Source organism: Cryobacterium lyxosi (assembly GCF_004403345.1).
Classification (GTDB): domain Bacteria; phylum Actinomycetota; class Actinomycetes; order Actinomycetales; family Microbacteriaceae; genus Cryobacterium; species Cryobacterium lyxosi.
In genome coordinates this window covers 259,443-282,118 of record NZ_SOGT01000008.1, presented here as the reverse complement: position 1 = coordinate 282,118, position 22,676 = coordinate 259,443, and the positions used below count along the sequence as shown (strand labels likewise).

At 63.5% G+C, this 22,676-nt stretch carries 27 protein-coding genes; 14 read left to right on the top strand and 13 right to left on the bottom strand.

The annotated features are described in order from the left end of the window. The first annotated feature begins 53 nt into the window (after positions 1-53). Positions 54-1,517 (top strand): cryptochrome/photolyase family protein, encoded by a 1,464-nt coding sequence (locus tag E3T27_RS07570; RefSeq protein ID WP_134572108.1) that lies wholly within the window; start codon positions 54-56, stop codon positions 1,515-1,517. Positions 1,518-1,520: 3 nt separating this feature from the next. Here the strand turns inward: E3T27_RS07570 and E3T27_RS07565 are convergent, their stop codons facing one another. The 4 genes from E3T27_RS07565 to upp all read right to left on the bottom strand — a co-directional run bounded on the left by E3T27_RS07565 (position 1,521) and on the right by upp (position 5,124). Continuing rightward, a complete protein-coding gene (locus E3T27_RS07565; RefSeq protein WP_134572107.1) occupies positions 1,521-2,219 on the bottom strand; it encodes an SDR family NAD(P)-dependent oxidoreductase in 699 nt (232 codons plus the stop codon). Positions 2,220-2,469: 250 nt separating this feature from the next. Next, complete coding sequence (locus E3T27_RS07560; protein ID WP_104196950.1) at positions 2,470-2,868, bottom strand: MarR family winged helix-turn-helix transcriptional regulator; 399 nt, start codon at positions 2,866-2,868, stop codon at positions 2,470-2,472. A 393-nt stretch (positions 2,869-3,261) separates the two neighbouring features. Next, the gene (locus tag E3T27_RS07555) at positions 3,262-3,966 is read right to left on the bottom strand and encodes a winged helix-turn-helix domain-containing protein (RefSeq protein ID WP_134572106.1); all 705 of its coding nucleotides are present in this window, start codon (positions 3,964-3,966) and stop codon (positions 3,262-3,264) included. 525 nt (positions 3,967-4,491) lie between these two features. After that, on the bottom strand, positions 4,492-5,124 hold the full coding sequence (gene upp / locus E3T27_RS07550; RefSeq protein ID WP_104196908.1) for a uracil phosphoribosyltransferase: 633 nt from the start codon (positions 5,122-5,124) through the stop codon (positions 4,492-4,494). Between the two features lie 45 nt (positions 5,125-5,169). Between upp and tadA the strand changes: the two genes are divergently transcribed. Continuing rightward, positions 5,170-5,646 (top strand): tRNA adenosine(34) deaminase TadA, encoded by a 477-nt coding sequence (gene tadA / locus E3T27_RS07545; RefSeq protein ID WP_134572105.1) that lies wholly within the window; start codon positions 5,170-5,172, stop codon positions 5,644-5,646. Positions 5,647-5,649: 3 nt separating this feature from the next. Here tadA and E3T27_RS07540 read toward each other — a convergent pair whose 3' ends face one another. Next, a complete protein-coding gene (locus E3T27_RS07540; protein WP_134572104.1) occupies positions 5,650-6,612 on the bottom strand; it encodes a cation diffusion facilitator family transporter in 963 nt (320 codons plus the stop codon). Between the two features lie 94 nt (positions 6,613-6,706). On the opposite strand from E3T27_RS07540, the gene proC reads away from it, so the two are divergent. Next, entirely contained in the window at positions 6,707-7,555 is an 849-nt protein-coding gene (gene proC, locus E3T27_RS07535; RefSeq protein WP_104196905.1) for a pyrroline-5-carboxylate reductase, read from the top strand. Between the two features lie 18 nt (positions 7,556-7,573). Here the strand turns inward: proC and E3T27_RS07530 are convergent, their stop codons facing one another. Both E3T27_RS07530 and E3T27_RS07525 read right to left on the bottom strand, forming a co-directional pair. Next, positions 7,574-8,242, bottom strand: coding sequence for a potassium channel family protein (locus E3T27_RS07530; protein WP_104196904.1), 669 nt, complete (start codon positions 8,240-8,242; stop codon positions 7,574-7,576). Continuing rightward, positions 8,235-9,617: a TrkH family potassium uptake protein gene (locus tag E3T27_RS07525; protein ID WP_134572103.1), complete on the bottom strand. Its 1,383-nt coding sequence runs from the start codon at positions 9,615-9,617 to the stop codon at positions 8,235-8,237. Before E3T27_RS07525 ends, E3T27_RS07530 begins: the two co-directional genes overlap by 8 nt. Positions 9,618-9,770: 153 nt before the next feature. On the opposite strand from E3T27_RS07525, the gene E3T27_RS07520 reads away from it, so the two are divergent. From E3T27_RS07520 to E3T27_RS07505, 4 genes are all read left to right on the top strand, one after another. Further along, a complete protein-coding gene (locus E3T27_RS07520) occupies positions 9,771-10,238 on the top strand; it encodes an ArsR/SmtB family transcription factor (RefSeq protein ID WP_104196902.1) in 468 nt (155 codons plus the stop codon). Positions 10,239-10,347: 109 nt separating this feature from the next. Further along, on the top strand, positions 10,348-10,446 hold the full coding sequence (locus E3T27_RS07515; RefSeq protein ID WP_003792170.1) for a 30S ribosomal protein bS22: 99 nt from the start codon (positions 10,348-10,350) through the stop codon (positions 10,444-10,446). Between the two features lie 129 nt (positions 10,447-10,575). Further along, positions 10,576-10,845 (top strand): glutaredoxin family protein, encoded by a 270-nt coding sequence (locus tag E3T27_RS07510; protein ID WP_104196901.1) that lies wholly within the window; start codon positions 10,576-10,578, stop codon positions 10,843-10,845. After that, positions 10,842-11,141, top strand: a complete 300-nt coding sequence (locus tag E3T27_RS07505) for a Dabb family protein (RefSeq protein WP_134572102.1) — start codon at positions 10,842-10,844, stop codon at positions 11,139-11,141. The genes E3T27_RS07510 and E3T27_RS07505 overlap by 4 nt, the downstream gene beginning before the upstream one ends. Positions 11,142-11,294: 153 nt before the next feature. Here the strand turns inward: E3T27_RS07505 and aspS are convergent, their stop codons facing one another. Continuing rightward, entirely contained in the window at positions 11,295-12,608 is a 1,314-nt protein-coding gene (gene aspS / locus E3T27_RS07500) for an aspartate--tRNA(Asn) ligase (protein WP_134572184.1), read from the bottom strand. Positions 12,609-12,700: 92 nt separating this feature from the next. Here aspS and E3T27_RS07495 point away from each other — a divergent pair, with 92 nt between their 5' ends. From E3T27_RS07495 to ccsB, 5 genes are read left to right on the top strand one after another with little or no spacing between them, the layout of a single operon-like run. Next, entirely contained in the window at positions 12,701-13,345 is a 645-nt protein-coding gene (locus E3T27_RS07495; RefSeq protein ID WP_104196898.1) for a histidine phosphatase family protein, read from the top strand. Beyond that, a complete protein-coding gene (locus E3T27_RS07490) occupies positions 13,342-13,968 on the top strand; it encodes a TlpA family protein disulfide reductase (protein ID WP_134572101.1) in 627 nt (208 codons plus the stop codon). Before E3T27_RS07495 ends, E3T27_RS07490 begins: the two co-directional genes overlap by 4 nt. Continuing rightward, complete coding sequence (locus tag E3T27_RS07485) at positions 13,965-14,726, top strand: cytochrome c biogenesis CcdA family protein (RefSeq protein ID WP_134572100.1); 762 nt, start codon at positions 13,965-13,967, stop codon at positions 14,724-14,726. Before E3T27_RS07490 ends, E3T27_RS07485 begins: the two co-directional genes overlap by 4 nt. Continuing rightward, the gene (gene resB, locus E3T27_RS07480; RefSeq protein WP_134572183.1) at positions 14,710-16,386 is read left to right on the top strand and encodes a cytochrome c biogenesis protein ResB; all 1,677 of its coding nucleotides are present in this window, start codon (positions 14,710-14,712) and stop codon (positions 16,384-16,386) included. Before E3T27_RS07485 ends, resB begins: the two co-directional genes overlap by 17 nt. A gap of 18 nt (positions 16,387-16,404) precedes the next feature. Next, positions 16,405-17,454 (top strand): c-type cytochrome biogenesis protein CcsB, encoded by a 1,050-nt coding sequence (ccsB, locus tag E3T27_RS07475; protein WP_104196949.1) that lies wholly within the window; start codon positions 16,405-16,407, stop codon positions 17,452-17,454. Positions 17,455-17,468: 14 nt separating this feature from the next. Here ccsB and E3T27_RS07470 read toward each other — a convergent pair whose 3' ends face one another. Genes E3T27_RS07470 through E3T27_RS07460 form a run of 4 tightly spaced genes read right to left on the bottom strand, consistent with a single transcriptional unit; the run spans position 17,469 to position 19,969 of the window. After that, entirely contained in the window at positions 17,469-18,452 is a 984-nt protein-coding gene (locus E3T27_RS07470; protein WP_104196894.1) for an o-succinylbenzoate synthase, read from the bottom strand. A 12-nt stretch (positions 18,453-18,464) separates the two neighbouring features. Beyond that, entirely contained in the window at positions 18,465-18,596 is a 132-nt protein-coding gene (locus tag E3T27_RS17175; protein ID WP_277612397.1) for a hypothetical protein, read from the bottom strand. Between the two features lie 14 nt (positions 18,597-18,610). After that, positions 18,611-18,946 (bottom strand): DUF7882 family protein, encoded by a 336-nt coding sequence (locus E3T27_RS07465; protein WP_134572099.1) that lies wholly within the window; start codon positions 18,944-18,946, stop codon positions 18,611-18,613. A gap of 39 nt (positions 18,947-18,985) precedes the next feature. Further along, complete coding sequence (locus E3T27_RS07460) at positions 18,986-19,969, bottom strand: sigma-70 family RNA polymerase sigma factor (protein WP_166786137.1); 984 nt, start codon at positions 19,967-19,969, stop codon at positions 18,986-18,988. A 276-nt stretch (positions 19,970-20,245) separates the two neighbouring features. Here E3T27_RS07460 and E3T27_RS07455 point away from each other — a divergent pair, with 276 nt between their 5' ends. Both E3T27_RS07455 and E3T27_RS07450 read left to right on the top strand, forming a co-directional pair. After that, complete coding sequence (locus E3T27_RS07455; RefSeq protein WP_338144894.1) at positions 20,246-21,430, top strand: AMP-binding protein; 1,185 nt, start codon at positions 20,246-20,248, stop codon at positions 21,428-21,430. Next, positions 21,427-22,419: a 1,4-dihydroxy-2-naphthoate polyprenyltransferase gene (locus E3T27_RS07450; RefSeq protein WP_420898049.1), complete on the top strand. Its 993-nt coding sequence runs from the start codon at positions 21,427-21,429 to the stop codon at positions 22,417-22,419. Before E3T27_RS07455 ends, E3T27_RS07450 begins: the two co-directional genes overlap by 4 nt. Here the strand turns inward: E3T27_RS07450 and E3T27_RS07445 are convergent. Then, complete coding sequence (locus E3T27_RS07445; protein WP_241992167.1) at positions 22,393-22,644, bottom strand: GtrA domain-containing protein; 252 nt, start codon at positions 22,642-22,644, stop codon at positions 22,393-22,395. The two genes, E3T27_RS07450 and E3T27_RS07445, sit on opposite strands and share 27 nt — an antisense overlap. Positions 22,645-22,676: the final 32 nt, after the last annotated feature.

The following is a 22,676-nucleotide window of genomic DNA, read 5'->3' as shown; positions in this document are numbered from 1 at the left end:
TTTGTCGGGCGGGGTTTTTTGTGTCTTTTAGCGGCGGGGATACAATCGGCAGCATGTCCCTGCCGCGCTTTCTCTTTGCCGACCAGCTCGGCCCGCACTTCGACGACGGTGGGCCGATTGTGCTGGTCGAGGCGACGGCCGTGCTGGGGCGACGCACGTACCACCGGGCCAAAGCCCACCTCATACTCAGCGCACTCCGCCACCGCGCGCGCGAGCTGGGCGATCGCGTCGAGTTTCTGCGAGCGGAGCACTACCGCGACGCGCTTGCTGGTCGTGACCTCGAGGTGATCAACCCCACCTCGTGGGGTGCACGCGCGTTGGTCGCAGAGCTGGGGGCATCCGTTCTGCCGAGTCGAGGCTTCGTGACGAGCGAGCAGGACTTCGCAGGCTGGGCCGACGGCCGGCCCGCATCCCGGCTCGTGATGGAACAGTTTTACCGCCACGTGCGCACAACCACCGGCACACTCATGCGTGGCCCTGAGCCGGAGGGTGGACGCTTCAACTTCGATCACGACAATCGACAGCCGCCCCCGAAGCGTGCGGCCAGTCTCGGCCTGCCCGAACCGTGGGCCCCGGTCGAAGACGACATCGACGAGGAGGTGCGCCGAGACCTTGACCGTCTCGTCGCCGAGGGCCGAGTGCACCTGATCGGAACAGATGGCCCGCGCCGATTTGCGGCCACCCGCGCGGAAGCGCTCGCGGCGCTGGATGATTTCATCGAAACGAGACTGTCGAATTTCGGGCCCTTCGAGGATGCTTCGCTGATCGGGGATAGCACGATGGCCCACTCGCGGTTGAGCGTCCCGCTCAACCTGGGCCTCCTGCATCCGCAGGAAGTCGTCGACGCGGTCGTAACGGCGTACCACTCCGGCCAGGTTCCGCTGTCCAGCGCCGAGGCCGTGGTACGCCAAATCATGGGCTGGCGGGACTGGGTCTGGCACCTGTACTGGCACCTCGGCGAGAACTACGTCGCGGAGAGCAACTTTCTTGGCGCCCACGAGCCGCTTCCGCCAGCGTTTCTGGAATTGAATGGTGACGCCGTCGAAGCGCGGTGCTTGAGCCACGTGCTCGATGAGGTTTCCCGCACCGGATATGCGCATCACATTCAGCGCCTCATGATTCTGGGCAACTGGTCATTGCAGCGAGGCTACGAACCATCAGCACTGTCGGATTGGTTTATCAATGCCTTCGTCGACGGAACACCGTGGGTCATGCCGGCCAATGTTGTCGGCATGTCGCAGCACGCCGACGGCGGCATTGTCGCGACGAAGCCCTACGCCGCCGGTGGCGCCTACATCTCGAAGATGACCGATTTCTGTGGGGGTTGTCGGTTCAATCCGAAAATTCGGCTGGGGCCAAAGGCCTGCCCGTTCACGGCCGGATATTGGGCATTCCTGGATCGGGTGGAGCCGCGCATTCGCGGTAATCACCGCATGGCCCAGCCGCTTGCCGGTCTGCGGCGCCTTGTAGACCGCGACGAGGTGGTGGCTCAGGAACGCACGCGCACGAATTGGTAGGGCCTATCCGGCGAAGGCGGTGCTCGGCAGGTCGCGCTCGCCGGAGATGATCGCATCGACAATTCGTCGGGCGACATCCGCTGGCTGATAACCGGTAGGCAGCGGCGGTGCTGACCCCTGAATTGGTCTGGTGGCCAGTCCCGTTTCGGTGTGGCCGGGTCGTGCATCAAGAAAGCGGATGCCGTCCCGCCGCATTTCCCGGCCCGCCGCTTGCGCGAATGCAGCGAGGGCTGCCTTCGAGGCCGAGTACGCCGCCATGTTCGCGGTCGGGCGCTCGCTCACAATTCCGCTGAGCGTGACAAAGAACGGATCACGATGCCCGGCGGACGATTCAGTCAGAGCGGGGTGCGCTGCCCGGAGCAAGCGCATTGGTGCCGTCGCGTTCACCGCCATCAAGGTGTCGATGGTTTCGTCAGCGACATCCGCCATGGGGCCGAACGCGACGACTCCGGCGGCATTGATGATTCCGTCGAGGCGGCCGTGTGCCGCGAGGGCGGCGGACACGAGCTGTGCGGCCGTGTCCGAATCGCTCAGGTCGCCAGCGACCGTCGCTCCGAAGGTGCCGAGTTCAGCGAGGCGCTCTGCGCTGTGCCCGTGCAGCGTGAGCAGAGCGCCTTCATCGCTCAGAAGCTGAACAAATTCGCGGCCCAACCCACCGGTAGCGCCGACGACGAGAACGGAAGAACCGGAGAGGGAAGTCATGGCTACAGAGTAGACGAGATGCTGAGTGCTTGCGCAGGATTAGGGTTTCGACCCCCAGGCTGGGGTACCATCGTCCAGCGTGAGCATTCCTCAGGTCGTATGCGTTCGGTTTGTTCGCAAAGATCGGTACGTGCTTGCGCCCGAGTTTCTCACCGGGCAATGTTCGGGCGCCCGGTGAGGAAGGCATTCCTGCGAGGGATTGCCTCGGTGGGACGAGGGGTAGGGCCCTCGTTCCATCGCCCCCACTCGACTAGTCCTGGCGCGCCGAATCGTCGTCTGGGCAATCGATGCGCAACTTGTCGCAGAGCATCGTCAGATGTTGCAGTTCACCTTCACTGAGCGTCTCGCCGATGCGCTGGGTAATAGAGTCCATGTGGTCGACGGCGACCCGCCGAAACAGCGCGAGGCCCGAATCCGTCAGTTCGATGATGGCGCCACGCCCGTCGCTTGGGTCGGTGTGCTTGAGCAGGTATCCACGAGAAACCAGCCGGTCGACGAGGCGGCTTACGCTTGGTTGAGTTAGCAATACGTGCTGGTTGAGGTCACGCAAGCGGATGCGCCGGGCCGGCTGCCGAGACAGGTTGAACATCACGTCGTACTCGTTGAGCGAAATGTCCTTCGAGGGAAAATCCGCGGCCAGACTACGCATAATGGCGACCTGAGCCCGAAAAAGGGACTCCCATGCAGCCACCGCAATTATTCGATCCACCACCTGTGGCTCCTCGTTTCGTTCACCACGTCTTTCTTCAAGAATAGAGACTCGACACGGTCGGCGGGCACCGCCCACGACGGTGACGATGGTGATGGCGGCGTGACCTCGATCGGAGATTGTCAGGTGCTTGGCATGAAACTAGCAGGGGATTTTCTCGAGGAGAGGTGGCGCCCGTTACCTATTCGTTATACGTTTTAAGTGCGTCAACCGTTTGCTGTGGCGGATGACGTGAAATGTGATTGCAGGACACTCTTGGTGCAAGGGAAGAGGGTCAGTCGTAGCCTCTGCGACTGGCCCTCAGTCCTGCTATCAGGCGCCGTGCGGGGGCGTCTAGAACAGGTCGGGGCTCGGTGTGGTCGACTGGCGAATGGCGACGTCCGCGTGGCGGTCGAAGCGGTAGCCCACGCCGCGCACTGTGCGCACGATGTCTTCGTAGCGACCGAGCTTGGAGCGCAGGCGGCGAACGTGCACGTCAATGGTGCGCTCGTTCGGGATATCGTCCTCGTCAGCGGAGTTCCAGAGTGAGGCAATGATCTCGGCACGATCGATCGTGCGGCCCTCGCGCAGTACGAGGTATTGCAACAGCTCGAACTCTTTGTAGGTCAGTGCCGCGGTCTCGTTGTCCAGGATGACACGCTTTCGGGAGATGTCTACGACGACGCCGCTGCGGGCACGGTCCTGTTCCTGCGGCTCGGCACGGTGCTGGGCCAGGGCGGCGGGGTCCTGGAGGGCCAGACGCACGACGTCGACGTCCCGTCCACCAGCACCCTCGGGAGCCAGGGCGACAGCGGCGTACGTCTCGGCGGACGGGGCGATGTCGGCGGCGAGGGCCTTCAGCGCCTCAACAATGCGATTCAGGCTCGTGCCGGCTGCGGCCGCTTTGGCCTCATCGATACCGACGTAGAGCACGAAGCCGCGAGCCTCGGTGCCGGTCGGGACGGCGCGAATACGGGGCGCTGTGACGGTCGGCGCCAGTGTCAGGTCGGGACGGCTGAAGTGTGTGGGGCGATTGGCGTGGATGTGTGCGAGAGACATGAGGGGTCCTTGACTGTTCGATCGAGGGGAGCCCGACGAAGCGCGAGAGCGCGATCTTCGTCTGTATAAGCTCCAGTTGGCCCGTGGGGCCGGAGGACGAGTGCTGTAGAAAGCACTCGAGGCGTCGGCCTGACGATTCAGAGGTCGGTCAGGCGTAGGACGCGGAGGGAAGTCTCGGCTAGCGGCACATTCGGCAACAGCGCATGGCGGGGATGCCGGCCATCATCATGGCGGCAGTCCCGGGGGCCTCGAGGGAGGTCAGGGGGCGTGCGCTTGTTGTCATAACTGCGAGTAAAGCGGATTGTGACGCCGTGTGTCAATTCAACGTCGCGGTAAGTCCTCGCATGACGTGCACCACGTTCGCGAGGCCGCGTCCATTTAGGCGATTCGTTGCACCATCACATCATTGTGAAATTTTCCCAGACGAAATGCCGAGAAATCGAAGATTATTGATGTAAACCCGGCTTGGCGTGTCGCTGGTCGCAGGACCTGCATACGTCGGCCGGGTTTACGTCGATCAGGTCGTCAGACCACGCCGTAGAGGCGGTCGCCAGCGTCGCCGAGACCGGGCACGATATAACCCTGTTCGTCAAGTTTCTCGTCCACGGCGCCCAGTACGATCGTGACTTCGCGGCCCGCCAGGGCTTGCTCCACGGCGTCGAGGCCTTCCGGTGCGGCCAGAATGCAGATCGCGGTCACGTCGACAGCGCCACGGTCGAACAGAAAATTAATAGCCGCGATGAGCGACCCGCCGGTGGCGAGCATCGGGTCGAGCACAAAACATTGCCGATCCGAGAGGTCATCGGGTAGCCGCTCGGCGTAGGTTGTGGGCTGCAGCGTTTCTTCGTTGCGGGCCATGCCGAGAAAACCGACCTCGGCGGTGGGCAGTAACTTGACCATGCCCTCGAGCATCCCGAGTCCGGCGCGCAGAATCGGCACGACCAGCGGCTTTGGGTCGCTGATGCGCACGCCCTGAGCCGACGACACGGGGGTCTGCACGGTGACCGCCTCCACGCGCACGCCGCGCGTGCCCTCATAAGCGAGCAGCGTCATGAGCTCTTCCACGAGCGATCTGAACACCGGTGAGGGGGTGTCTTTATCGCGAAGCACGGTGAGCTTGTGCGTAATGAGCGGGTGGTCGGCAACATGGACTCGCATAGGCTTAATTCTACTAGAGGCAATCCCCCCGGTTTGAGGTGACAGATGAGCGCACGAGATCAGCACGCCGAGTGGATGCTGCTCGCCCTGACCGAGGCGCGCTCCGCCCTGGTCTCGGACGACGTGCCTGTTGGAGCCATCGTCGTCGACGCCGCGGGCACAGTGATCGGCCGGGGCCGCAACGAGCGGGAACGGCATCAGGACCCGACCCTGCACGCCGAAGTCGTCGCCATACGGCAGGCGGCCGTGCACACCGGCGACTGGCACCTGACCGACTGCACCCTCATCGTTACGCTCGAACCCTGCGTCATGTGCGCTGGTGCGATTCTCGCCGCACGGGTGCCCACGGTCGTGTTCGGCGCCTGGGATGCAAAAGCGGGCGCGGTCGGATCGGTTTACGACGTGCTGCGCGATCGTCGACTCAACCATCGCGTTGAAGTCTTCGCCGGCGTCAATGACACGGAATGCGGCAAGATCCTCCGCGAGTTTTTCGACGATCCCGCCCGGCGGGCGGCCCGTTGAGGTTTACTCCAGTCCCTTGATCACAAAAGTGTCGGTCGGCGGATTGGCCAGGTTTGGATCGAAGAAGATATCCGGCTCGAGATAGATCGTGCGTGCGAGCGGCACCGCAGAGCGAATACGAGTTTCGACGGCGTTGATGTCGGCGGCGATGTCGGCAAACCGGTGCTCGCCGTCGAAGGCGATCTTGGCGCCGACCAGAATCTCATCCGGGCCGAGGTAGAGGGTCTTGAGGTGGATGATGCGCTTCGTCTGTGGGCCGTTCAGAATGGCGGCCTCGATCGCGTCGAGGTCTTTCCTGCTGGCGCCCTCACCCACGAGCAGGCTTTTGGTTTCAATGCCGAGAATAATCGCGACCAAAACGAGCAGTGCGCCAATGGCGAGCGTGCCGACGGCATCCCAGAGCGGGTCATCCGTGATGATGGTCAGACCGACGCCCATAAAGGCGAAGGTAAGACCGGTGAGGGCCGCGACGTCTTCGAGCAGCACGACGGGCAGCTCGGGCGCCTTGGCATGCCGAATGAACTGCACCCAGGTTTCATTTCCTCGCACATGGTTCGACTCTTTGATCGCGGTGCGCAGCGAGAAGCCTTCCAGCACCAGCGCGATGGCGAGCACCAGAATCGGCACCCAGGCATTCTCCAGCGGATGCGGGTCCTGCAGCTTGTCGAAGCCTTCATAGAGCGAGAACACCCCGCCGATCGAGAACAGAATGATCGACACCACGAAGGCGTAGACGTAGCGTTCGCGCCCATAGCCAAACGGATGCTCCAGGTCGGCCCGTTTCTTTGCCTTGCGACCCCCCAGCAGCAGGAGGAGCTGGTTGCCGGCATCCGCTACCGAGTGCACGCCCTCGGCGAGCATCGAAGACGACCCCGATAGGCCCCACGCCACGAACTTGGTGACGGCGATGCCCAGATTGGCCGCGAATGCTGCCAAAATTGCCTTATTTCCGCCGGATGCGCTCATGAAATCATCCTAGGACTGCACATCGCCCGGGCGCAGGTTGCGCCCGAGGCGACAGTTTTGGGCACCCCGAGTGCGGAAAAAGTAGACTATTTAGATGACTTCTCCCTCGAATGTGACTCTGCCCACGATCGCTTTCCTCGGCGCGGGATCCATGGCCCGCGCCATTCTGGCCGGCCTGCAGAAGCCCGGCGTGACCGTTGAGGGTGGCATTCGGGTCACCAACCGCACCGCAGAAAGGGCCGCTGAACTCGCCGACACCGAAGGCGTCACCGCCTACGCGACCGAGATCGACGCCGACGCCAACCTTAAGGCCATCGACGGCGCCCAGATCGTCATCGTCGCGGTCAAGCCCTACATGGTCGCCGACCTGCTGGCCGAGATCGGCGACTCCCTGGCTCCCGGCACGCTCGTGCTCAGCGTCGCGGCCGGCGTGACCATCGACACCTTCGAATCGCTCCTGCCGAGCGCGGTGCACGTCATCCGCACTATGCCCAACACCCCCGCCGTCGTCGGCATGGCCGTCACCGGCATCAGCGCCGGCACCCGATCCAGTGACGCTGACCTCGAACTCACCCGAGCCCTGTTCGCAACCGTCGGCGATGTGCTGGTCGTGCCCGAGAGCAAGCTCGACGCCCTCAGTACCATCTCCGGCTCCGGCCCGGCCTACGTGTTCTACCTCATCGAACAGCTCACCGAAACGGCCATCAGCAAGGGTTTCACCCCCGAAGAGGCCGCTGTCATGGTCAATGGCACCTTCCTTGGCGCGAGCGCGCTGCTCGCTGTGTCCGACAAATCACCGAGCGAGTTGCGCCGCCAGGTGACCAGCCCGGCCGGAACGACCGAGCGAGCCGTCCGAGAGCTCGAAAAAGGCGGTCTGAAGGAACTCTTCGACACCGCAACGGATGCCGCCCTCGCTCGCGCGAAAGAACTCGCCGCCTCGTAGCACCGTCGCCGAACGCTACTAACCCAGCGCGGCAAACCGTTCGATATCGGCCTCAGCGCCCGACACGATGATGAGGTCATGGTTGGACACCACGGTCTCGGCGGTCGCATAGGTGAACGGCTTTCCCGGACTTTTGACTCCGACGACGGTCACGTTGTACTTACGGCGCACTCCGGAATCGACGAGGGTGAGTCCACGGATGGGCTTCGGCGGGTACATCTTCACGAGGGCGAAATCATCGTCGAATTCGATGAAGTCGAGCATGCGACCCGACACCAGGTGGGCGACGCGCTCGCCGGCTTCGGCCTCGGGGTAGATGACGTGGTTGGCGCCGATGCGTTCGAGAATCTTGCCGTGTGACTTCGAGATGGCCTTGGCCCAGATCTGTTGAATCTTCAGGTCCACCAGATTGGCGACGATCAGCACGCTGGCTTCCACTGACGATCCAACCGCGCAGACGGCGATCGAGAAATCCTGGGCGCCGATTTGTTGCAGGGCCTCGAGCGAGCGGCCATCCGCTTGAACGGCATGCGTGACCCGCTCTGACCATTTCGACACGAGCGCCTCGCTCGTGTCGACGACGAGCACCTCGCGGCCCAGTCGGTCGAGCTGGCCGGCCGTGGCCGCGCCAAACCGTCCGAGCCCGACGATGAGCACGGGGGCGTCGTGTTTGATGCGATCAACCAACGATGGGTCTCTCTTCCGGGCGTTTGAACAGTTGCCTGCTGTGGCTCGCGGCCAGAGCCGCCGCGAGAGTCACTGTACCAACCCGGCCCATGAACATCGTTGCCGCCATGACGTAGACGCCCTCCGGCGGCAGATCAGCGGTAAGCCCGGTCGACAGGCCGCAGGTAGCGAAAGCGCTGATCACGTCGAAGAGGACGACGTCGAAGGGTTGTTTCGAGATGTGCAGAATGAGGATACTCGCCACCGCGACGGTGGTCGCGCCCCACAGCACGACGCTGACCGACAGGCGCAGGATGTCGCTTGGAATACGGCGGCCGAACGCTTCCATTTCCTGCTTGCCGCGTGCTTCGGCAAAGGCGGCTAGAAAGAGGATGGCCAGGGTCGTGACCTTGATGCCGCCGGCGGTCGACGCCGACCCGCCGCCAATGAACATGAGCATGTCGGTCAGGAGCAAACTGGACCCGTTCAGGTCGCTCACCTCAATGGTCGCGAAGCCGCCCGAGCGCGTCATCACCGACATGAACAACGATTGAAAAATAGTGTCGCCGGCATTGAGCGACCCGAAAGTCTTGGGATTATCGAACTCGAGAATGATGTAAAAGATCATTCCGAGGATCATCAGGGCGATCGTCGTGACGAGTGTCAGCTTGACGTGTACGGACCAGCGGCGCGGCTTGCGCCAGCCGCGCGCGAACGCATAGATCACTGGAAACCCCAGGCTGCCCAGAAAAACACCGATCATGAGCGCGCCCAGAAACCAGTAGTCATCGGCGAACGGGCTGAGGCCACCGGGGTTCGGGTTGAAACCGGTGTTGGTGAAGGCCATGGCAGCGTAGTAGAAGCTATGCCAGACCGCTTCGCCCAGGGGCGCACCGGCTTGCAGCATGCGGGGAAAGAGCAGCGCTGCCACGCTGACCTCGATGACGAACGCGCTGATTGCCACGGTGAGCAGCAGGCTGCCGACCTCGCCGAGACGCACGGTCTGGCCCTCGTTGACCGGCCCGGCGTGAATTCGGGAGGGGTTGGAATCGCTCGCCGCCATCAGTTTTGCGCGCAGCCCGAGTCTGCGTGAGATGACCAGCCCCATCAGTGACGCGAGCGTCAATACGCCGATGCCGCCGATATTGACACCGATGAACACCAGAATATTGCCGAACGCTGACCAGTGGGTGGCCATGTCGACCGTGGTCAATCCGGTCACGCAGATGACCGATACTGCCGTGAAGACGGCGTCGTGCAGTGGGGTGATCGTGCGATCCGCTGCGGCGATCGGTAGCGAGAACAACACGGTGAACACCATGATGAGCGCGGAAAACACCAGAATGGCGAACCGCGATGGTGACTTGTGAGCGAGCGAGTCCACTTCGTCGCGCATCCGCCTCACAATGGTGAGCGGTCTCGGAAAGAACGGTTCAGTTCCGGTTCTCAACGACACCTGGAACCCCCGATAAGCCTGCGACTATTACCAGTTTGAAACTGTACTACCCGGCGTTGGTCATTACCCAGTAGTAATGACTACCCTGAGGTTATGGCAGACATCTTCACCGTGGTGGCGGACTCGGCGCGACGGGATATCTTGCGCATCCTCTTGGAGCGCGCAGTTCCGTCCGGTGAAATTCGCGGTCCGTCCCGGGACGTGCGTGGCGAGCTGAGCGTGTCCGACATCGTCGGGCACCTTGGGCTGAGTCAGCCCACCGTCTCCAAGCACCTCAAGGTGTTGCGCGAGGCCGGTTTGGTCACCGTTCGCGAAGAGGGGCAGCACCGCTTCTACCGGCTGGAGTACTCGCCGCTCGAAGAGATTGAGGATTGGTTGATTCCCTTCCTGAGTGTCGACTTCGACCAGGCCGTCAAGGACGTGGATCTGGAGGCCGATGCCGGCCTGAAAGATGAGCAGCGTGCATTCGCCTCGGCTATTGGCAAGGCCTTCGCCGATGCCTCGCAAATGTCGCACGTCGTCAAAGATGCCACGGCGAAAAAGTGGCGCAGAAACGGCTGAACGAGGCCCGATCCGGCAGCTGAGTAGTTGGAGCCGGTTTTGTCCGGTAGAATGGTGTTTTCGTGTCAGTCGCGGGCCCCGCGACTAAACCAATACTTGTGAGGTCCGTGTGGGTTCTGTAATAAAGAAGCGACGCAAGCGTATGGCGAAGAAGAAGCACCGCAAGCTGCTTCGCAAGACTCGCCACCAGCGTCGCAATAAGAAGTAGATCGACTGCGTAGTTATTTAGCTGCTCGTTGAGCAAAGCGCTAGCCCTTCGGGACTGGCGCTTTTTGCTGTCTACCGCTCGGGTGTCGTGCCCGTGCGGCCCGGCACGAAGTCGCCGTAGGCTGGAACCATGCCCACCGCACACCTGATCCTGATCGGCAAGCCTGGTTGTCACCTCTGCGACGACGCACGTGACCTCGTCGGCAGTGTCGTGGCCAAGCTCGCCGACGACGTGTCGGCCCCAGAGATCACGTTCGAGGAACGTTCCATTCTCGATGACGCCGAGCTGCACGAGCGCTACCTGGAGGACATCCCGGTGCTCCTCATCAACGGCAAAGTGCACAACTATTGGCGCATCGATCCCGTACGCCTGCGTACCGCCCTATTGGAGGTCTCATGACCATTCGTCACATCGTCTGCTGGAAGCTCAACGCGCTAACCCCGCGTAAGAAGGCCGAGGATGCCGCTGGCATCGTGGCCGGCCTCGAGGCTCTAGTAGGCGTCGTTCCCGAGATTCGTGCTCTGACGGTCGGGCCGGATGTTGCCGGCAACGAAAACTGGGACGTCGCCCTCATCGCCGACTTCGACGATCTCGAGGCCCTCGACCGCTATCAGAGGCACCCGGAGCACAAGAAGGCCGGCGCATTCATCCGCACCGTCGTCGCCGATCGCCTGGCCGTCGACCTCGAGGTCTAACCCGGCGCTAGCGGCCTTTCCCGGTCGCCCGCATTCGCGGGCGTAGCTCATGCCGGTCCGTTTGCGACTCGCCGGGCCAAACGGGTGCTGCCGCCGACCTGTCGCAGATTGTGCCGGCTTTACGCACCCCGCGGCCCGAACGAGAAGCCGAAGCTACGGCTCCAGGCGGGTCGGGCCGCGGAACAGGTAGGTGACCTCGCGAATCGATGCCTGGTGCAGCATGAGCATCAAGACCCGGGCCAGGCCCATGCCGAAACCGCCGTGCGAAGGAACTCCGTAGCGGAAGAAGTCGAGGTAGCCCTCGATTTCCTTCGGGTCGAGGCCCTTCTCGACGGCCTGAGCCTCAAGCACCTCGATGCGGTGCTCGCGCTGGGCGCCGGTGGAGATCTCGGTGCCGTTGAAGATGAGGTCATAGCTCTTGGTGATCGACGCGTCGCCGTCGTGACGCATGTGATAAAACGGGCGGATGCTCGAGGCATAGTCGGTGAGGAACACGAATTCGTGCCCATATTTCTCGGCCACGTAGGCGGCGATCTGGCGTTCGCCCTCCGGGTCCATGTCGTCGTCGTCGCGGGGAACCTCGTAGCCGCGGCTCTTGACGATCTCCTTGGCCTCAGCCAGGGGAATGCGCGGGAACGGCGTGCTCGGAACGGTCACTTCAACGTCGAACAGGGCCTTGACCTCGTCTCCGTGCTTTATCTGTACGGCGGTGAACCCGGCGACCATGAGGTCTTCGTGCAGCGTCATGACGTCGTCGTGGCTGTCTATCCAGCTGATCTCACTGTCGACGCTCGTGAACTCGGTGGCGTGCCGGCTCGTGAACGAGGGGTCGGCTCGGAACGCCGGGCCCACCTCGAAGATTTTGCCGAAGCCAGCCGACTGGGCCATCTGCTTGAAAAACTGCGGGCTCTGCGCAAGGTAGGCCTTGGTGTCGAAATAGCCCACCTCGAACAATTCGGCGCGCGACTCACTCGCACTCGCCATGAGCTTGGGGGTGTGCAGTTCGATGAAGTCGTGCTCGATCCAGTACGTGCGCAGCGCGTGCTCGAACGTGGTCTGGATACGGAAGATGAGGTTCTGCCTGGGGTTGCGCAGGTCGAGAAAGCGCCAGTCCATGCGCTTGTCGAGGCTTGAGTCGGCCGCGATCGGCGTCTCCGGAATGGCGGCCGACACCACTGTCAGGGTGCTGAGCTTGATCTCGATGCCGCCGAGCTTGACCCGTTCGTCGTGCTTGAGCTGGCCCGTCACGGTGACGAAGGTGCCCTGGGCGAGGCCCGAGATGCTGGTAGCTGGCTCGTCGGCGACGACGACGCCATCGGCATCCGTCGTGCGAGGGTTGACCAGCTGCACGGCGCCGGATTCGTCGCGCAGAACGACGAATTGCACCTTTTTCTGGTCTCGAACGGTATCGACCCAGCCGGACACCGATACGGGGCCGTCGTCGAGAGCGGACAGGTTCTTGATCAATACGCGCGAAGTCACACTTCGAGTTTAGCCGGAGCCGCCCGAGCGGCCCGCTCACGGCGGTTTCTAGGCTGACCCCTCCGTAGAATAGTTGAGTGGTAGCCAGTCAAGTGCATCTCGTGCGTCACGGTGAGGTTTTCAACCCCGAACGCGTGCTCTACGGACGGTTGCCGCAGTACCGGCTCTCCGAGCGAGGCGTGCTTATGGCTGCTGCTGCCGCGGAGGAATTAGTGGAACGTGGCCGTGCGGTCGTGCGCGTCGTCGCCTCGCCCCTGCAACGCGCGCAGGAATCGGCCGCGCCGATCGCAGCGGCCTTCGCGCTCGCGATCGACACCGACGAACGCATCATCGAACCGACGAATGCCTTCGAGGGCAAGCGGATGCGTGGCCCCGACGGCGCGTTGCGCGACCCGCGCAACTGGCCGGCCCTGATCAACCCGTTGAAACCGAGTTGGGGAGAACCCTTCCGTTCAATCTCTGCCCGCATGCTCGCGGCGATCGACGACGCCTGGAACTCGGTCGATGAGGGTGACGTCGTGCTGGTCAGTCACCAGCTGCCGATCTGGATGGTACATCAAGCACTGGCTCATGAACGCCTCGCCCACGACCCGCGCAAACGCCGGTGCGACCTGTCGAGCATCACGACCCTGTGCTGGCACGGCGACCATTTCGCTGAAACCGCCTACGTCAGCCCGGCGCTGGCACTTCTTGACCCAAGCAACGATGTGGGTGCTGTATGAATCGCCACCGTGTGAACCAACGCCGCCGCATCGGCCCCCTGCTGGCCGGGCTGGCCGCCGGTGCCCTGTTGCTCTCGGGTTGCTCCGCTGACCCGCTCGCGGACCAGTACCGGGAAGGCTCGAACAAGGGTTTCATCGCCGGCGACGGAAGCGTCACCGAGATTGCCGTCGCCGATCGCGGTGACGCCATTGACTTCTCCGGCGTGACAGAGACGGGCGAGGCAGTCACCAGCGCCGACACGCTCGGTGAAGTTCTCGTGGTCAACTTTTGGTACGCGAGCTGTGCACCGTGCCGCGCCGAGGCATCCGACCTACAGGGCCTCAACGCGAAGTTTGAAAACAAGGGCGCGAGTTTTCTCGGTGTCAATGTGCGAGACCAGGCCCCGAACGCCATCGCATTCAACGAGACCTACAGTGTGACCTACCCCTCGGTGCTGGATGTTGATACCGGAGCCATGCAACTCGCGTTCAGCGGCAGCATTCCGCCGAACGCCGTGCCGACCACCCTGGTGCTCGACGCCGAAGGGCGGATCGCGGCGCGCATTCTGGGCCAGGTCACCTCGCCGTCCATTCTGGAGACTCTGATTCGGGACACGATCGCGGAGACTGGCACGACCGAGTGAACAATCCTTTCGGAGAGATCGTCTTCAGCGGCCAGCTACTCTTCGCTATTCCCATCGCACTCCTCGCCGGCCTCGTGTCGTTCGCCTCACCGTGCATCCTGCCGCTCGTTCCCGGTTACCTCGCCTACATCGGCGGCTTCGCGGACGGACGCACCGGCGCCTCCCAGCGTGATCGTCGCGGCCGCACCCGGCTCCTGGCCGGGGTCGGCCTGTTCGTGCTCGGCTTCACCGTGGTGTTCGTGCTCACCGGCGTGGTCTTCGGTGCCGCCGGATTCTGGCTCAACTCCTACCGCGACCTGATCACGCGCCTCGCCGGCGTGGTCGTCATCCTGCTGGGCCTGGTCTTCGTCGGCCAGTTCGGTGCCATGCAACGCACCGTGAAGACCAACTGGCGCCCCAAAATGGGTCTCGCCGGCGCCCCCATACTCGGTGCGGTCTTCGCGGTGGGCTGGACGCCGTGCACCGGGCCCACGCTCACAGCCATCAACTCGCTCAGTCTCGGCACCGGGTCGCCCTGGCAGGGCGGACTGCTCGCCCTCTTCTACTCCCTCGGCCTCGGAATTCCTTTCCTCCTGATCGCCCTCGGCCTCAACTGGGCCACCGGATCGGTCGCATTCCTCAAACGGCATATTCGTGCCATCAACCTGTTCGGCGGTGTTCTGCTCGTCGTCATCGGAGTACTCATGGTGAGTGGCATCTGGAACACCTGGCTCCTCGATTTGCAAGGGGTGATTGGCAACTTTGTCCCGGCCATCTGACCATTACGATTCCCGCCGCGAGGCGCCGCAGGCCGGTGTCGTGCAGCCCAAGCTCGGCCTGACCGGCTGGCTGCGCTGGTTCTGGCGTCAACTCACGAGCATGCGAACGGCCCTCTTTCTGCTGCTCATGCTCGCCATCGCGTCCATTCCAGGTTCGCTCGTGCCGCAACGCACGAGTGACCCGAACGGGGTCACCCAGTACTTCACCGACAACCCCGACCTGGCGCCGATTCTTGACAAACTGCAGGCTTTCGACGTCTACACCTCGGCCTGGTTCTCGTCGATCTACCTGCTCCTGTTCATCTCGCTCATCGGCTGCGTCATTCCGCGCACCAAACATCACTTCCAGGCCCTGCGCGCCAAGCCGCCGACCACGCCGGCTCGCCTCGGACGCCTGTTTGGTTTCACCACGCAAGACGCGCCGGCGCACACGGATGCCCGCGACGCCATCACGCACGCCCGCACCGTCCTGAAATCCAGCGGCTACCGCGTTGCGCGCTTTGATTCCGACACCGAGTCATCCGTTTCAGCCGAGCGTGGCTACCTGCGGGAGACCGGAAACCTTGTCTTTCACGCTGCGCTGGTAGGCATTCTGATCACCGTTGGATTCGGTGGCGGCTATGGTTTCAGCGGCCAGCGAGTGCTCGTCGAAGGGCAGACCTTCGTGAACACGCTGCTCGCCTACGACTCTTTCAACCCGGGACGATTCTTCGACGACACCACTCTCGACCCGTACACCCTGAGCCTGGATGACTTCTCGGTCTCCTACGAACAACGGAACCTGCAGGCCTACGGCCAGCCGATCGACTTTACCGCCGACGTGACCGTCACGCCCAAGGCCGAGGCGGCTGAGCCCGGCGCTGTCAAGGTCAACGGACCGCTACGCACCAACGGGACGAGCATCTACCTGCTCGGCAACGGGTACGCACCGACCATCCAGGTGACGGCCCCCGACGGTACCGTCGTCTTTTCAGACTCGGTGCCATTCTTGCCGCAGGACGCCAACCTCACCTCGCTCGGCATCGTGAAAGTACCCGACGGACTGGCGGAGCAGATCGGCATGATCGGCTTCTTCTATCCCACTCAGGACACAGCGGCCTCCGGCGCGAACTTCTCCAGCTACCCCGACCTCGAATATCCGCTGCTCACGCTGAACGTCTATACCGGCGACCTCGGTCTCAATGCCGGCGTGCCGACATCCGTTTATGCCCTCGACACCGACACCCTGACGCAGCAGACCGGCGGCAAGACCGATGTTGCCTCGATCGAGCTCAAGCCGGGAGAATCGGCCGCGCTGCCCGGTGACCTCGGCACCGTCAGCTTCATCGACAACAATCCGGCGTCCTCGGCGGCCGGCGATTTCACCCAGTCGGTCCCGCGCTTTGCGAGCTTCGACATTCACCACGACCCCACACAGATCTGGCTGATCTCCTTCTCCATGCTCGTATTGTTCGGCCTGTTCACCGGGCTGCTCGTGCCGCGTCGCCGTGTTTGGGTGAAGGCAACGACCCGAGCCGACGGAACCGTACACCTCGAATACGCGGGCCTCGCCCGTGGCGATGACCCGGCCCTCGAGGCCGCCGTCAGCGCGGTGGCCACGCGTCATCTCAAGCTGTTGAAGACCCACCAAACCGTCGTCGCCACCCCCGAATCGACTTAGGATTGCACTGTGAATCTGATTGACTCCGCGCTGCTCAACTCGTACTCGCTCTATGCGCTGTATTCGGCAATGGCCATCTACGCCCTCGCTTTCATCGCTTTCGCAGTCGACCTCGCGCGTCGTTCGAGCGCCGTGGGTGCGATTGAAGCCGCCGACCTGGGCGAAACAGATGCTGCCTCCTCGGCCGGGTTTGCCGCGTCCGCCGGCAGCACCGTCACCCTGAAGCGACCCGTGCTGTCGCGCATCAGCGCCCGCATGGACGACGACGCGGCGCTGCCGTACGGCCGCTCGTCGAGCCTGCGCGTGGGAGTTGCGCTCACCGTACTGGGCTGGGCGTTGCACCTCGCGGCTACCATCATGCGCGGCTTCGCGGCCGACCGGGTGCCGTGGGCGAACATGTACGAGTTCGCGCTGACGGGCACGCTGCTCATCATGACGGTGTTCCTGATCGTGCTGATCCGCGCCGACCTGCGTTTTCTCGGCACCTTCGTCACCGGTCTCGTGCTGGTACTGCTCGGCGTGGCAGCCCTGCAGTTCTATGTGGAAGTTGCTCCACTGCCGCCGGCACTGCAGTCGGCCTGGCTGGTCATCCACGTCTTCGTGGCGTCGTTGGCCACCGGCATGTTCGCGCTGGGGTTCGCTCTGTCGACCGTGCAACTGCTGCAGTTCCGTCGCGAAAACAGAACGCTCGAGGCCGCCGCGGCGCGCTCGGCTGTGGCATCCGGTCGGCGCCTGCGTTTTCTGGCCACCTTGCCGTCGTCGGCGACACTGGAAAACCTCGCCTACCGCATCAACATCATCGGCTTCATTCTGTGGACCTTCACCCTCATGGCTGGTTCGATTTGGGCCGAACAGGCCTGGGGGCGGTACTGGGGCTGGGACACCAAAGAGGTGTGGACCTTCATCATCTGGGTCATCTACGCCGGTTATATCCACGCTCGCGCAACCCGCGGCTGGCGCGGATCGCGTTCGGCCTGGCTGGCGATCATCGGTTTTTCCGCGGTCATGTTCAACTTCGGCATCGTCAATGTGTTCTTCAAGGGCCTGCACGCTTACTCGGGCCTGTAGCCCTTCGGTTGCCGCTACTCAGCAGCGAGCAGTGCGTGCGAGCGCGCGAGGCGCGCGAGCCACCAGTCGCGACGCTCAGGACTGGCCGCGTGCTGAGTGAGGAGAGCAGCGTCTGGCACGACGCGGCGTACCGGGATGGCCCCCGCGACCGGGAGCAGCGGATTGTCCGTGACATCCTCGGCGAGCAGTGAGGCGGTGCCGAGACCACAGTCGAAGTACAGCCCAGGAACGGATGCCGCGAGGTGCGCGCCCATCGAGAGTCCGATCGACGTGTCGAGGGCGCTGGAGACCACGACAGGCAGCCCGGTCTGACCGATGATCGACAGTGCGGCGCGGATGCCCCCAAGCGGCTGGGCCTTGATGACGAGAATGTCGGCGGCGCCGGCCCGCGCCACGGCGAGCGGGTCGCCGCTCTTGCGCACGCTCTCGTCGGCGGCGATCGGTACGCTCAGGTAGGTTGTGCGCTGGCGAATCTCGGCCAGTTCAGGCACGCTCATGCACGGCTGTTCGACGTATTCCAGGTCGAAAGCGCTCAGTGCGTGAATGGCGTGTTCGGCTTCGTCCACGTTCCACAGGCCGTTCGCATCGATGCGGATGCGACCCTCCGGACCGAGCACGCGACGTACCTCGGCCACCCGGGCGACGTCGTCGGCCAGGGCTTGATCCGGGCTGGCGACCTTGACTTTTGCCGTGCGACAACCGGGAAAACGTGCGAGCACTTCAGCGACCTTGCCCGCTGGCACGGCCGGCACGGTGGCGTTGACTGGAATGCTCGTACGCAGGGCGTGCGGCGTGCTCTGCCAACCGAAGTCGATCGCGGCGCGCAACCAGTTGGCGGCCTCGGCATCATCGTATTCCACGAACGGGGAGAACTCAGTCCAGCCCTCCGGGCCTTCCAGCAGCAGTGCTTCCCGATTGTCCAGCCCGCGAAACCGGTCGAACAATTTCAGGGAGACGACGTGCGCGGAACCGAGTAACTCATCCAGTGAGGGCAACATGGACCCAGTGTGTCAGTCTCCGGCTGGGTAGACGGCCAGAGCCTCCTCATCCCGCCCGTACAGCTCGGCGCCATCGATCTCGATCTCGATCTGGATCGATTCGATGGAACGGTCGCTGGGCGAACATGATTTCTTGTCGCACACGGTGTCGATGCGGTCTAAAGCTCGTCCTTCACAACGCCCGGCTGCACTGCCGGAGAGCTGGATTCCGGAACGATTTGCAGCCCGCCGGAGGAATTTGCCGTCGCCATGAGCGCTTCGATCCACTCGCGGTTGAGCGTGGGCGCACGGCTGCCAAAATACTTGTAGGCGACGGGGATTCCTGGGTGAAGCCAAATCGTGATGCGTCCGTCGCCAACCTGCGGCTCGTCGCGCCACGTGAAGTAGAACGATTCCCCACGCCGCAGCTTGGCACCGATCACGACCTGTATATGGGCGAGCACGCGATCGTCAAAGTCTGCGGTAAGGGTCGAGTCGTAGGTTAGTTTTCCCATGTCGCGCTCCTGCTGGCGTGCAATCGATCCGGTCGGCGCTTAGTCCCGCAGATAATGCTCCAACCGTGGCACGTGCAGCAGGGCGAGGGCACGCTTCTCAATCTGACGCACCCGTTCCCGGGTGACGCCCTCAGTGTGGGCGATCTGGTCGAGGGTGCGCGGTTCATTACCGTCGAGGCCGAACCTGGCTCGCAAAATAGAACGTTCCCGGGGCGGCAGCGTGTCGAGAAAGTAGCGGATGTCTGCCGCCCGCAGCGTCAGCGTGGCGTGTTCGTCGGGTTGGGGGAGGTCGTCATCAATGATCAGTTCAGCCATATCGCCGGCGCCGTCACCGACCGGAGTATGCAGGGAGATCGGTTCGTTGTCGTATTGCAAGAGACGCAGCACGTCGCGAACGGGAAGCTGGGCGGCTTCGCCGATTTCACGTGCCGTGGGGTCACGGTCGAGCACGCTGGTCAGGTCGCGTCGGATGCGCTTGATTTTGTTGAGCTTTTCGGCGGTGTGCACCGGGATGCGGATCATGCGGGATTTGTCGGCCATGCCGCGGTGGATTGCCTGGCGAATCCACCAAGTGGCGTAGGTGGAGAATTTGTAGCCGGTCATGAAGTCGTACTTTTCGACGGCACGAACGAGCCCCATGTTGCCGTCCTGCACGAGGTCCATGATGGGCACTCCGCGGCCGGAATAGTGCTTGGCAATGCTCACGACCAAACGCAGGTTGGCCTCGATGAACTGATTTTTGGCGCGGCACCCGTCGTGCACAAGCCAGGACAGTTCGCGCTCTTCGGCCGAGTCACGAGTACTGGCACCGTCGCCCTGCAGCAGCCTGGCCTCAGCGAAGAGTCCGACCTCGATGCGGCGCGCCAGATCAACTTCCTGCTCGGCGTTGAGTAAGGCCCCCTTGCCGATGCGGCGTAGGTAGTCGCCGAAAGCATCCGTCGACGCGGCGGCGTAGTTTCCCGGCGAGGCTGATCGGCGAGGCGACGCGGGGGTCGTTCGTGGTTCCTGAGCGGTGGTAGTCATCGTTACGAGCCCCCGCATGTGGTTTTCGTACCTTGCGTGATGTTCATGGCGACCTCCCCGTACTTTCCAAGTCATTAGTACACCCCCGAACGGGGTGGACGACAAGGGGTTGACTTCTTGCTTATTCCACATTACCTGAGGTTTTTTCGTCTTCTCAATCCCCAATCTTACGAGTTGGAAAATTCGAAAAGTCAATGCTGGCGCCGCGTAGGCTGGCACTATGAGTGAACGGGTGCATGATTTCTCCTCCGGGCGCCCAAGCGACGCAGCAGCGCCGTGGTGAAGCCGCTGCGGGCTCTCGTGCCGGAGGATCTGCCCGCCTTTCTCGCGGCGCTGAGGGATGCACTCGCGGGCAACGGACCGGCACTGATGCCGATGCCGACAGGTGGTGGAATGGTTCTCGAAGACGTGCCGATACGGGTCGCGGTTGTGATCGAAACCTCCGGGTCGACCGGCACGCCGAAACGGGTCATGCTCGCCACCAACGCACTGCTGGCCAGCGCCGCAGCCTCGGCTGTTGCCCTCGGCGGGACCGGACAATGGCTGCTCGCTCTACCCGTGCACTATATCGCCGGGGTGCAGGTGCTCGTGCGCTCGATCGCCGCCGAAACCAATCCGCTCGTGCTTCCGCCGGGCCACTTCGATCCGGAGGACTTTCTTCGGCTAGCCGAGACCATGACCGAGCCGCTGCGCTTCACCGCGCTGGTGCCGGTGCAGCTGGCCCGCCTGCTTGACGCAGCGGATGACCTGGCACTGCTGGCTGTGCTGCGTCGCTTCACCGCTATTCTGGTCGGCGGGCAGGCGATCAGGCCCGATCTCATTGCGCGGGCAGCTGAGTTGAACGTGCCAGTCGTGCGCACTTACGGGTCGTCGGAGACCGCTGGCGGCTGTATCTACGATGGTATTCCGATCGGTGACACCCTCGTGCGGGTTGTCGACGGGCAGCTCGAACTATCGGGCTCCGTGCTCGCTGAAGGCTATCTCGGCGATGAAACGCGCACCGATGAGCGCTTTCTGGTGGAGCACGGTGTGCGCTGGTACCGCACCGGCGACCTCGGCGAAATCGACCCGATAACCGCTCGGGTCACGGTTCTGGGTCGCGCCGACAACGTGATCATTTCGGGCGGCGAGAAGGTGTCACTCGATGCCGTCGAAGGCATCGTGCGGTCCTGCGCCGGTTTCGAGCAGGCTGTCGTGATCGGGGCCGACGACGACGAGTGGGGGCAGGTTCCGGTCGTAGTGACCGGGGGCGACCCCTTGAACTTTTCCGACGTGGCGGCATCCGTTGTGGCGGCGCTCGGGCGTGCAGCCCGGCCTGCACGCGTCGTGCTGGTGGCGGCGATCCCGTTACTGACTTCGGGCAAGCCCGACAGGCGCACGCTGGCCAGTACTGCGCTGCCCAGTAACATGGGGGCGTGGCACAAGGAGCTCGGCCGGTCAGGCCCAAACAACAACGATTGAACCCCGCGGCGAAGCTGGCTGGTCTTGATCCCGCCAGAAAGACCAGCGGCAAATCGGGCCATCCGGCCATCAAAAACGGACCACCCCGCAAGGGACCGGCCGCGGTCAAACCGGCCACCGCCGCCGACTGGGTATCGGGCGCACGCCTGCGCACTCTGCCGCTCGCCGTTGCTCCGGTGCTGCTCGGTACCGGCGCCGCCATCGTGGCGAGCGGACCCGGCGTCTACCATCCGGTGCGCGCGCTGCTCGCACTCGCCGTGGCGCTGCTCCTGCAGATCGGCGTCAACTATGCCAATGACTATTCCGACGGCATTCGAGGCACCGACGCCTTTCGGGTCGGACCAGCCCGGCTCACCGGCGGCGGCGTCGCCAATCCGCGCACCGTGCTGCGCGTGGCCCTGATCTTCTTTGGCCTCGCTGCCGTGGCTGGCGTCACGCTCGTCATCCTGACCCAGTACTGGTGGCTATTGCTCGTTGGCGTCGTGGCCCTCGCCGCTGCGTGGTTCTATACCGGCGGCAAGAAGCCCTACGGCTACCAGGGTCTTGGTGAAGTGTTCGTGTTCGTGTTCTTCGGTCTCGTAGCCACCGCGGGCACGACCTATGTGCAGGTGGGCGACTTCACCACCGAGAGCGTTCTCGGTGGTGTGGCGATGGGGCTGATCGCCTGTGCCGTGCTCATGGTCAACAACCTGCGCGACATCGTGCCAGACAAAGCCGCCGGCAAGCGCACCCTCGCGGTGCGAATCGGAAGCACGGCCTCCCGGGTCGTCTTCTCCATTTTCCTGCTGCTGCCGTTCGTGATCGCGGGTCTTTTCAGCCTGATCTATCCGCTCGGAATCTTCACGTTCTTCGTGCTGCTGCTGGCCCTGCCGGCCTGCCTCATCACGATCACCGCCACGTCCGCGAAGGAATTCATCCTCGCCCTCAAGCTGACGAGCCTCGCGGCGCTGGCCTACGGCCTGCTACTGGGACTTGCCTTCGCGTTCTGACTTGACACGTTCCTGGGCGCTCATCAGCGAGTCCTCGATCTCAGAATCCGGGTTGGCGGTCTGCTTGTCGGGGTGTCGCGCGTGGTAGAGGTCGCGGGCAACACTTGCGCGGGACTTGCCCAGCAGAAGGTAGGACAAGCACAGGCCGACCAGCGCGGCGATCACAGCGGACGCCCAGGGCCAGAGCCCCAGGGCCAGGAGGATTGCGAGCGGTACGACAAACATTAGGACGCGCAATATGGAGTAGTGCAGCCAAG

Bases quoted from the DNA above. Each gene is read 5' to 3' on its own strand.
- E3T27_RS07570 (WP_134572108.1), top strand. From the start codon at position 54: ATGTCCCTGCCGCGCTTTCTCTTTGCCGACCAGCTCGGCCCGCACTTC.
- E3T27_RS07565 (WP_134572107.1), bottom strand. From the start codon at position 2,219: ATGACTTCCCTCTCCGGTTCTTCCGTTCTCGTCGTCGGCGCTACCGGT.
- E3T27_RS07560 (WP_104196950.1), bottom strand. From the start codon at position 2,868: ATGCGTAGTCTGGCCGCGGATTTTCCCTCGAAGGACATTTCGCTCAAC.
- E3T27_RS07555 (WP_134572106.1), bottom strand. From the start codon at position 3,966: ATGTCTCTCGCACACATCCACGCCAATCGCCCCACACACTTCAGCCGT.
- upp (WP_104196908.1), bottom strand. From the start codon at position 5,124: ATGCGAGTCCATGTTGCCGACCACCCGCTCATTACGCACAAGCTCACC.
- tadA (WP_134572105.1), top strand. From the start codon at position 5,170: ATGAGCGCACGAGATCAGCACGCCGAGTGGATGCTGCTCGCCCTGACC.
- E3T27_RS07540 (WP_134572104.1), bottom strand. From the start codon at position 6,612: ATGAGCGCATCCGGCGGAAATAAGGCAATTTTGGCAGCATTCGCGGCC.
- proC (WP_104196905.1), top strand. From the start codon at position 6,707: ATGACTTCTCCCTCGAATGTGACTCTGCCCACGATCGCTTTCCTCGGC.
- E3T27_RS07525 (WP_134572103.1), bottom strand. From the start codon at position 9,617: ATGCGCGACGAAGTGGACTCGCTCGCTCACAAGTCACCATCGCGGTTC.
- E3T27_RS07520 (WP_104196902.1), top strand. From the start codon at position 9,771: ATGGCAGACATCTTCACCGTGGTGGCGGACTCGGCGCGACGGGATATC.
- E3T27_RS07510 (WP_104196901.1), top strand. From the start codon at position 10,576: ATGCCCACCGCACACCTGATCCTGATCGGCAAGCCTGGTTGTCACCTC.
- E3T27_RS07505 (WP_134572102.1), top strand. From the start codon at position 10,842: ATGACCATTCGTCACATCGTCTGCTGGAAGCTCAACGCGCTAACCCCG.
- E3T27_RS07490 (WP_134572101.1), top strand. From the start codon at position 13,342: ATGAATCGCCACCGTGTGAACCAACGCCGCCGCATCGGCCCCCTGCTG.
- E3T27_RS07470 (WP_104196894.1), bottom strand. From the start codon at position 18,452: ATGTTGCCCTCACTGGATGAGTTACTCGGTTCCGCGCACGTCGTCTCC.
- E3T27_RS07465 (WP_134572099.1), bottom strand. From the start codon at position 18,946: ATGGGAAAACTAACCTACGACTCGACCCTTACCGCAGACTTTGACGAT.
- E3T27_RS07460 (WP_166786137.1), bottom strand. From the start codon at position 19,969: ATGACTACCACCGCTCAGGAACCACGAACGACCCCCGCGTCGCCTCGC.
- E3T27_RS07445 (WP_241992167.1), bottom strand. From the start codon at position 22,644: ATGTTTGTCGTACCGCTCGCAATCCTCCTGGCCCTGGGGCTCTGGCCC.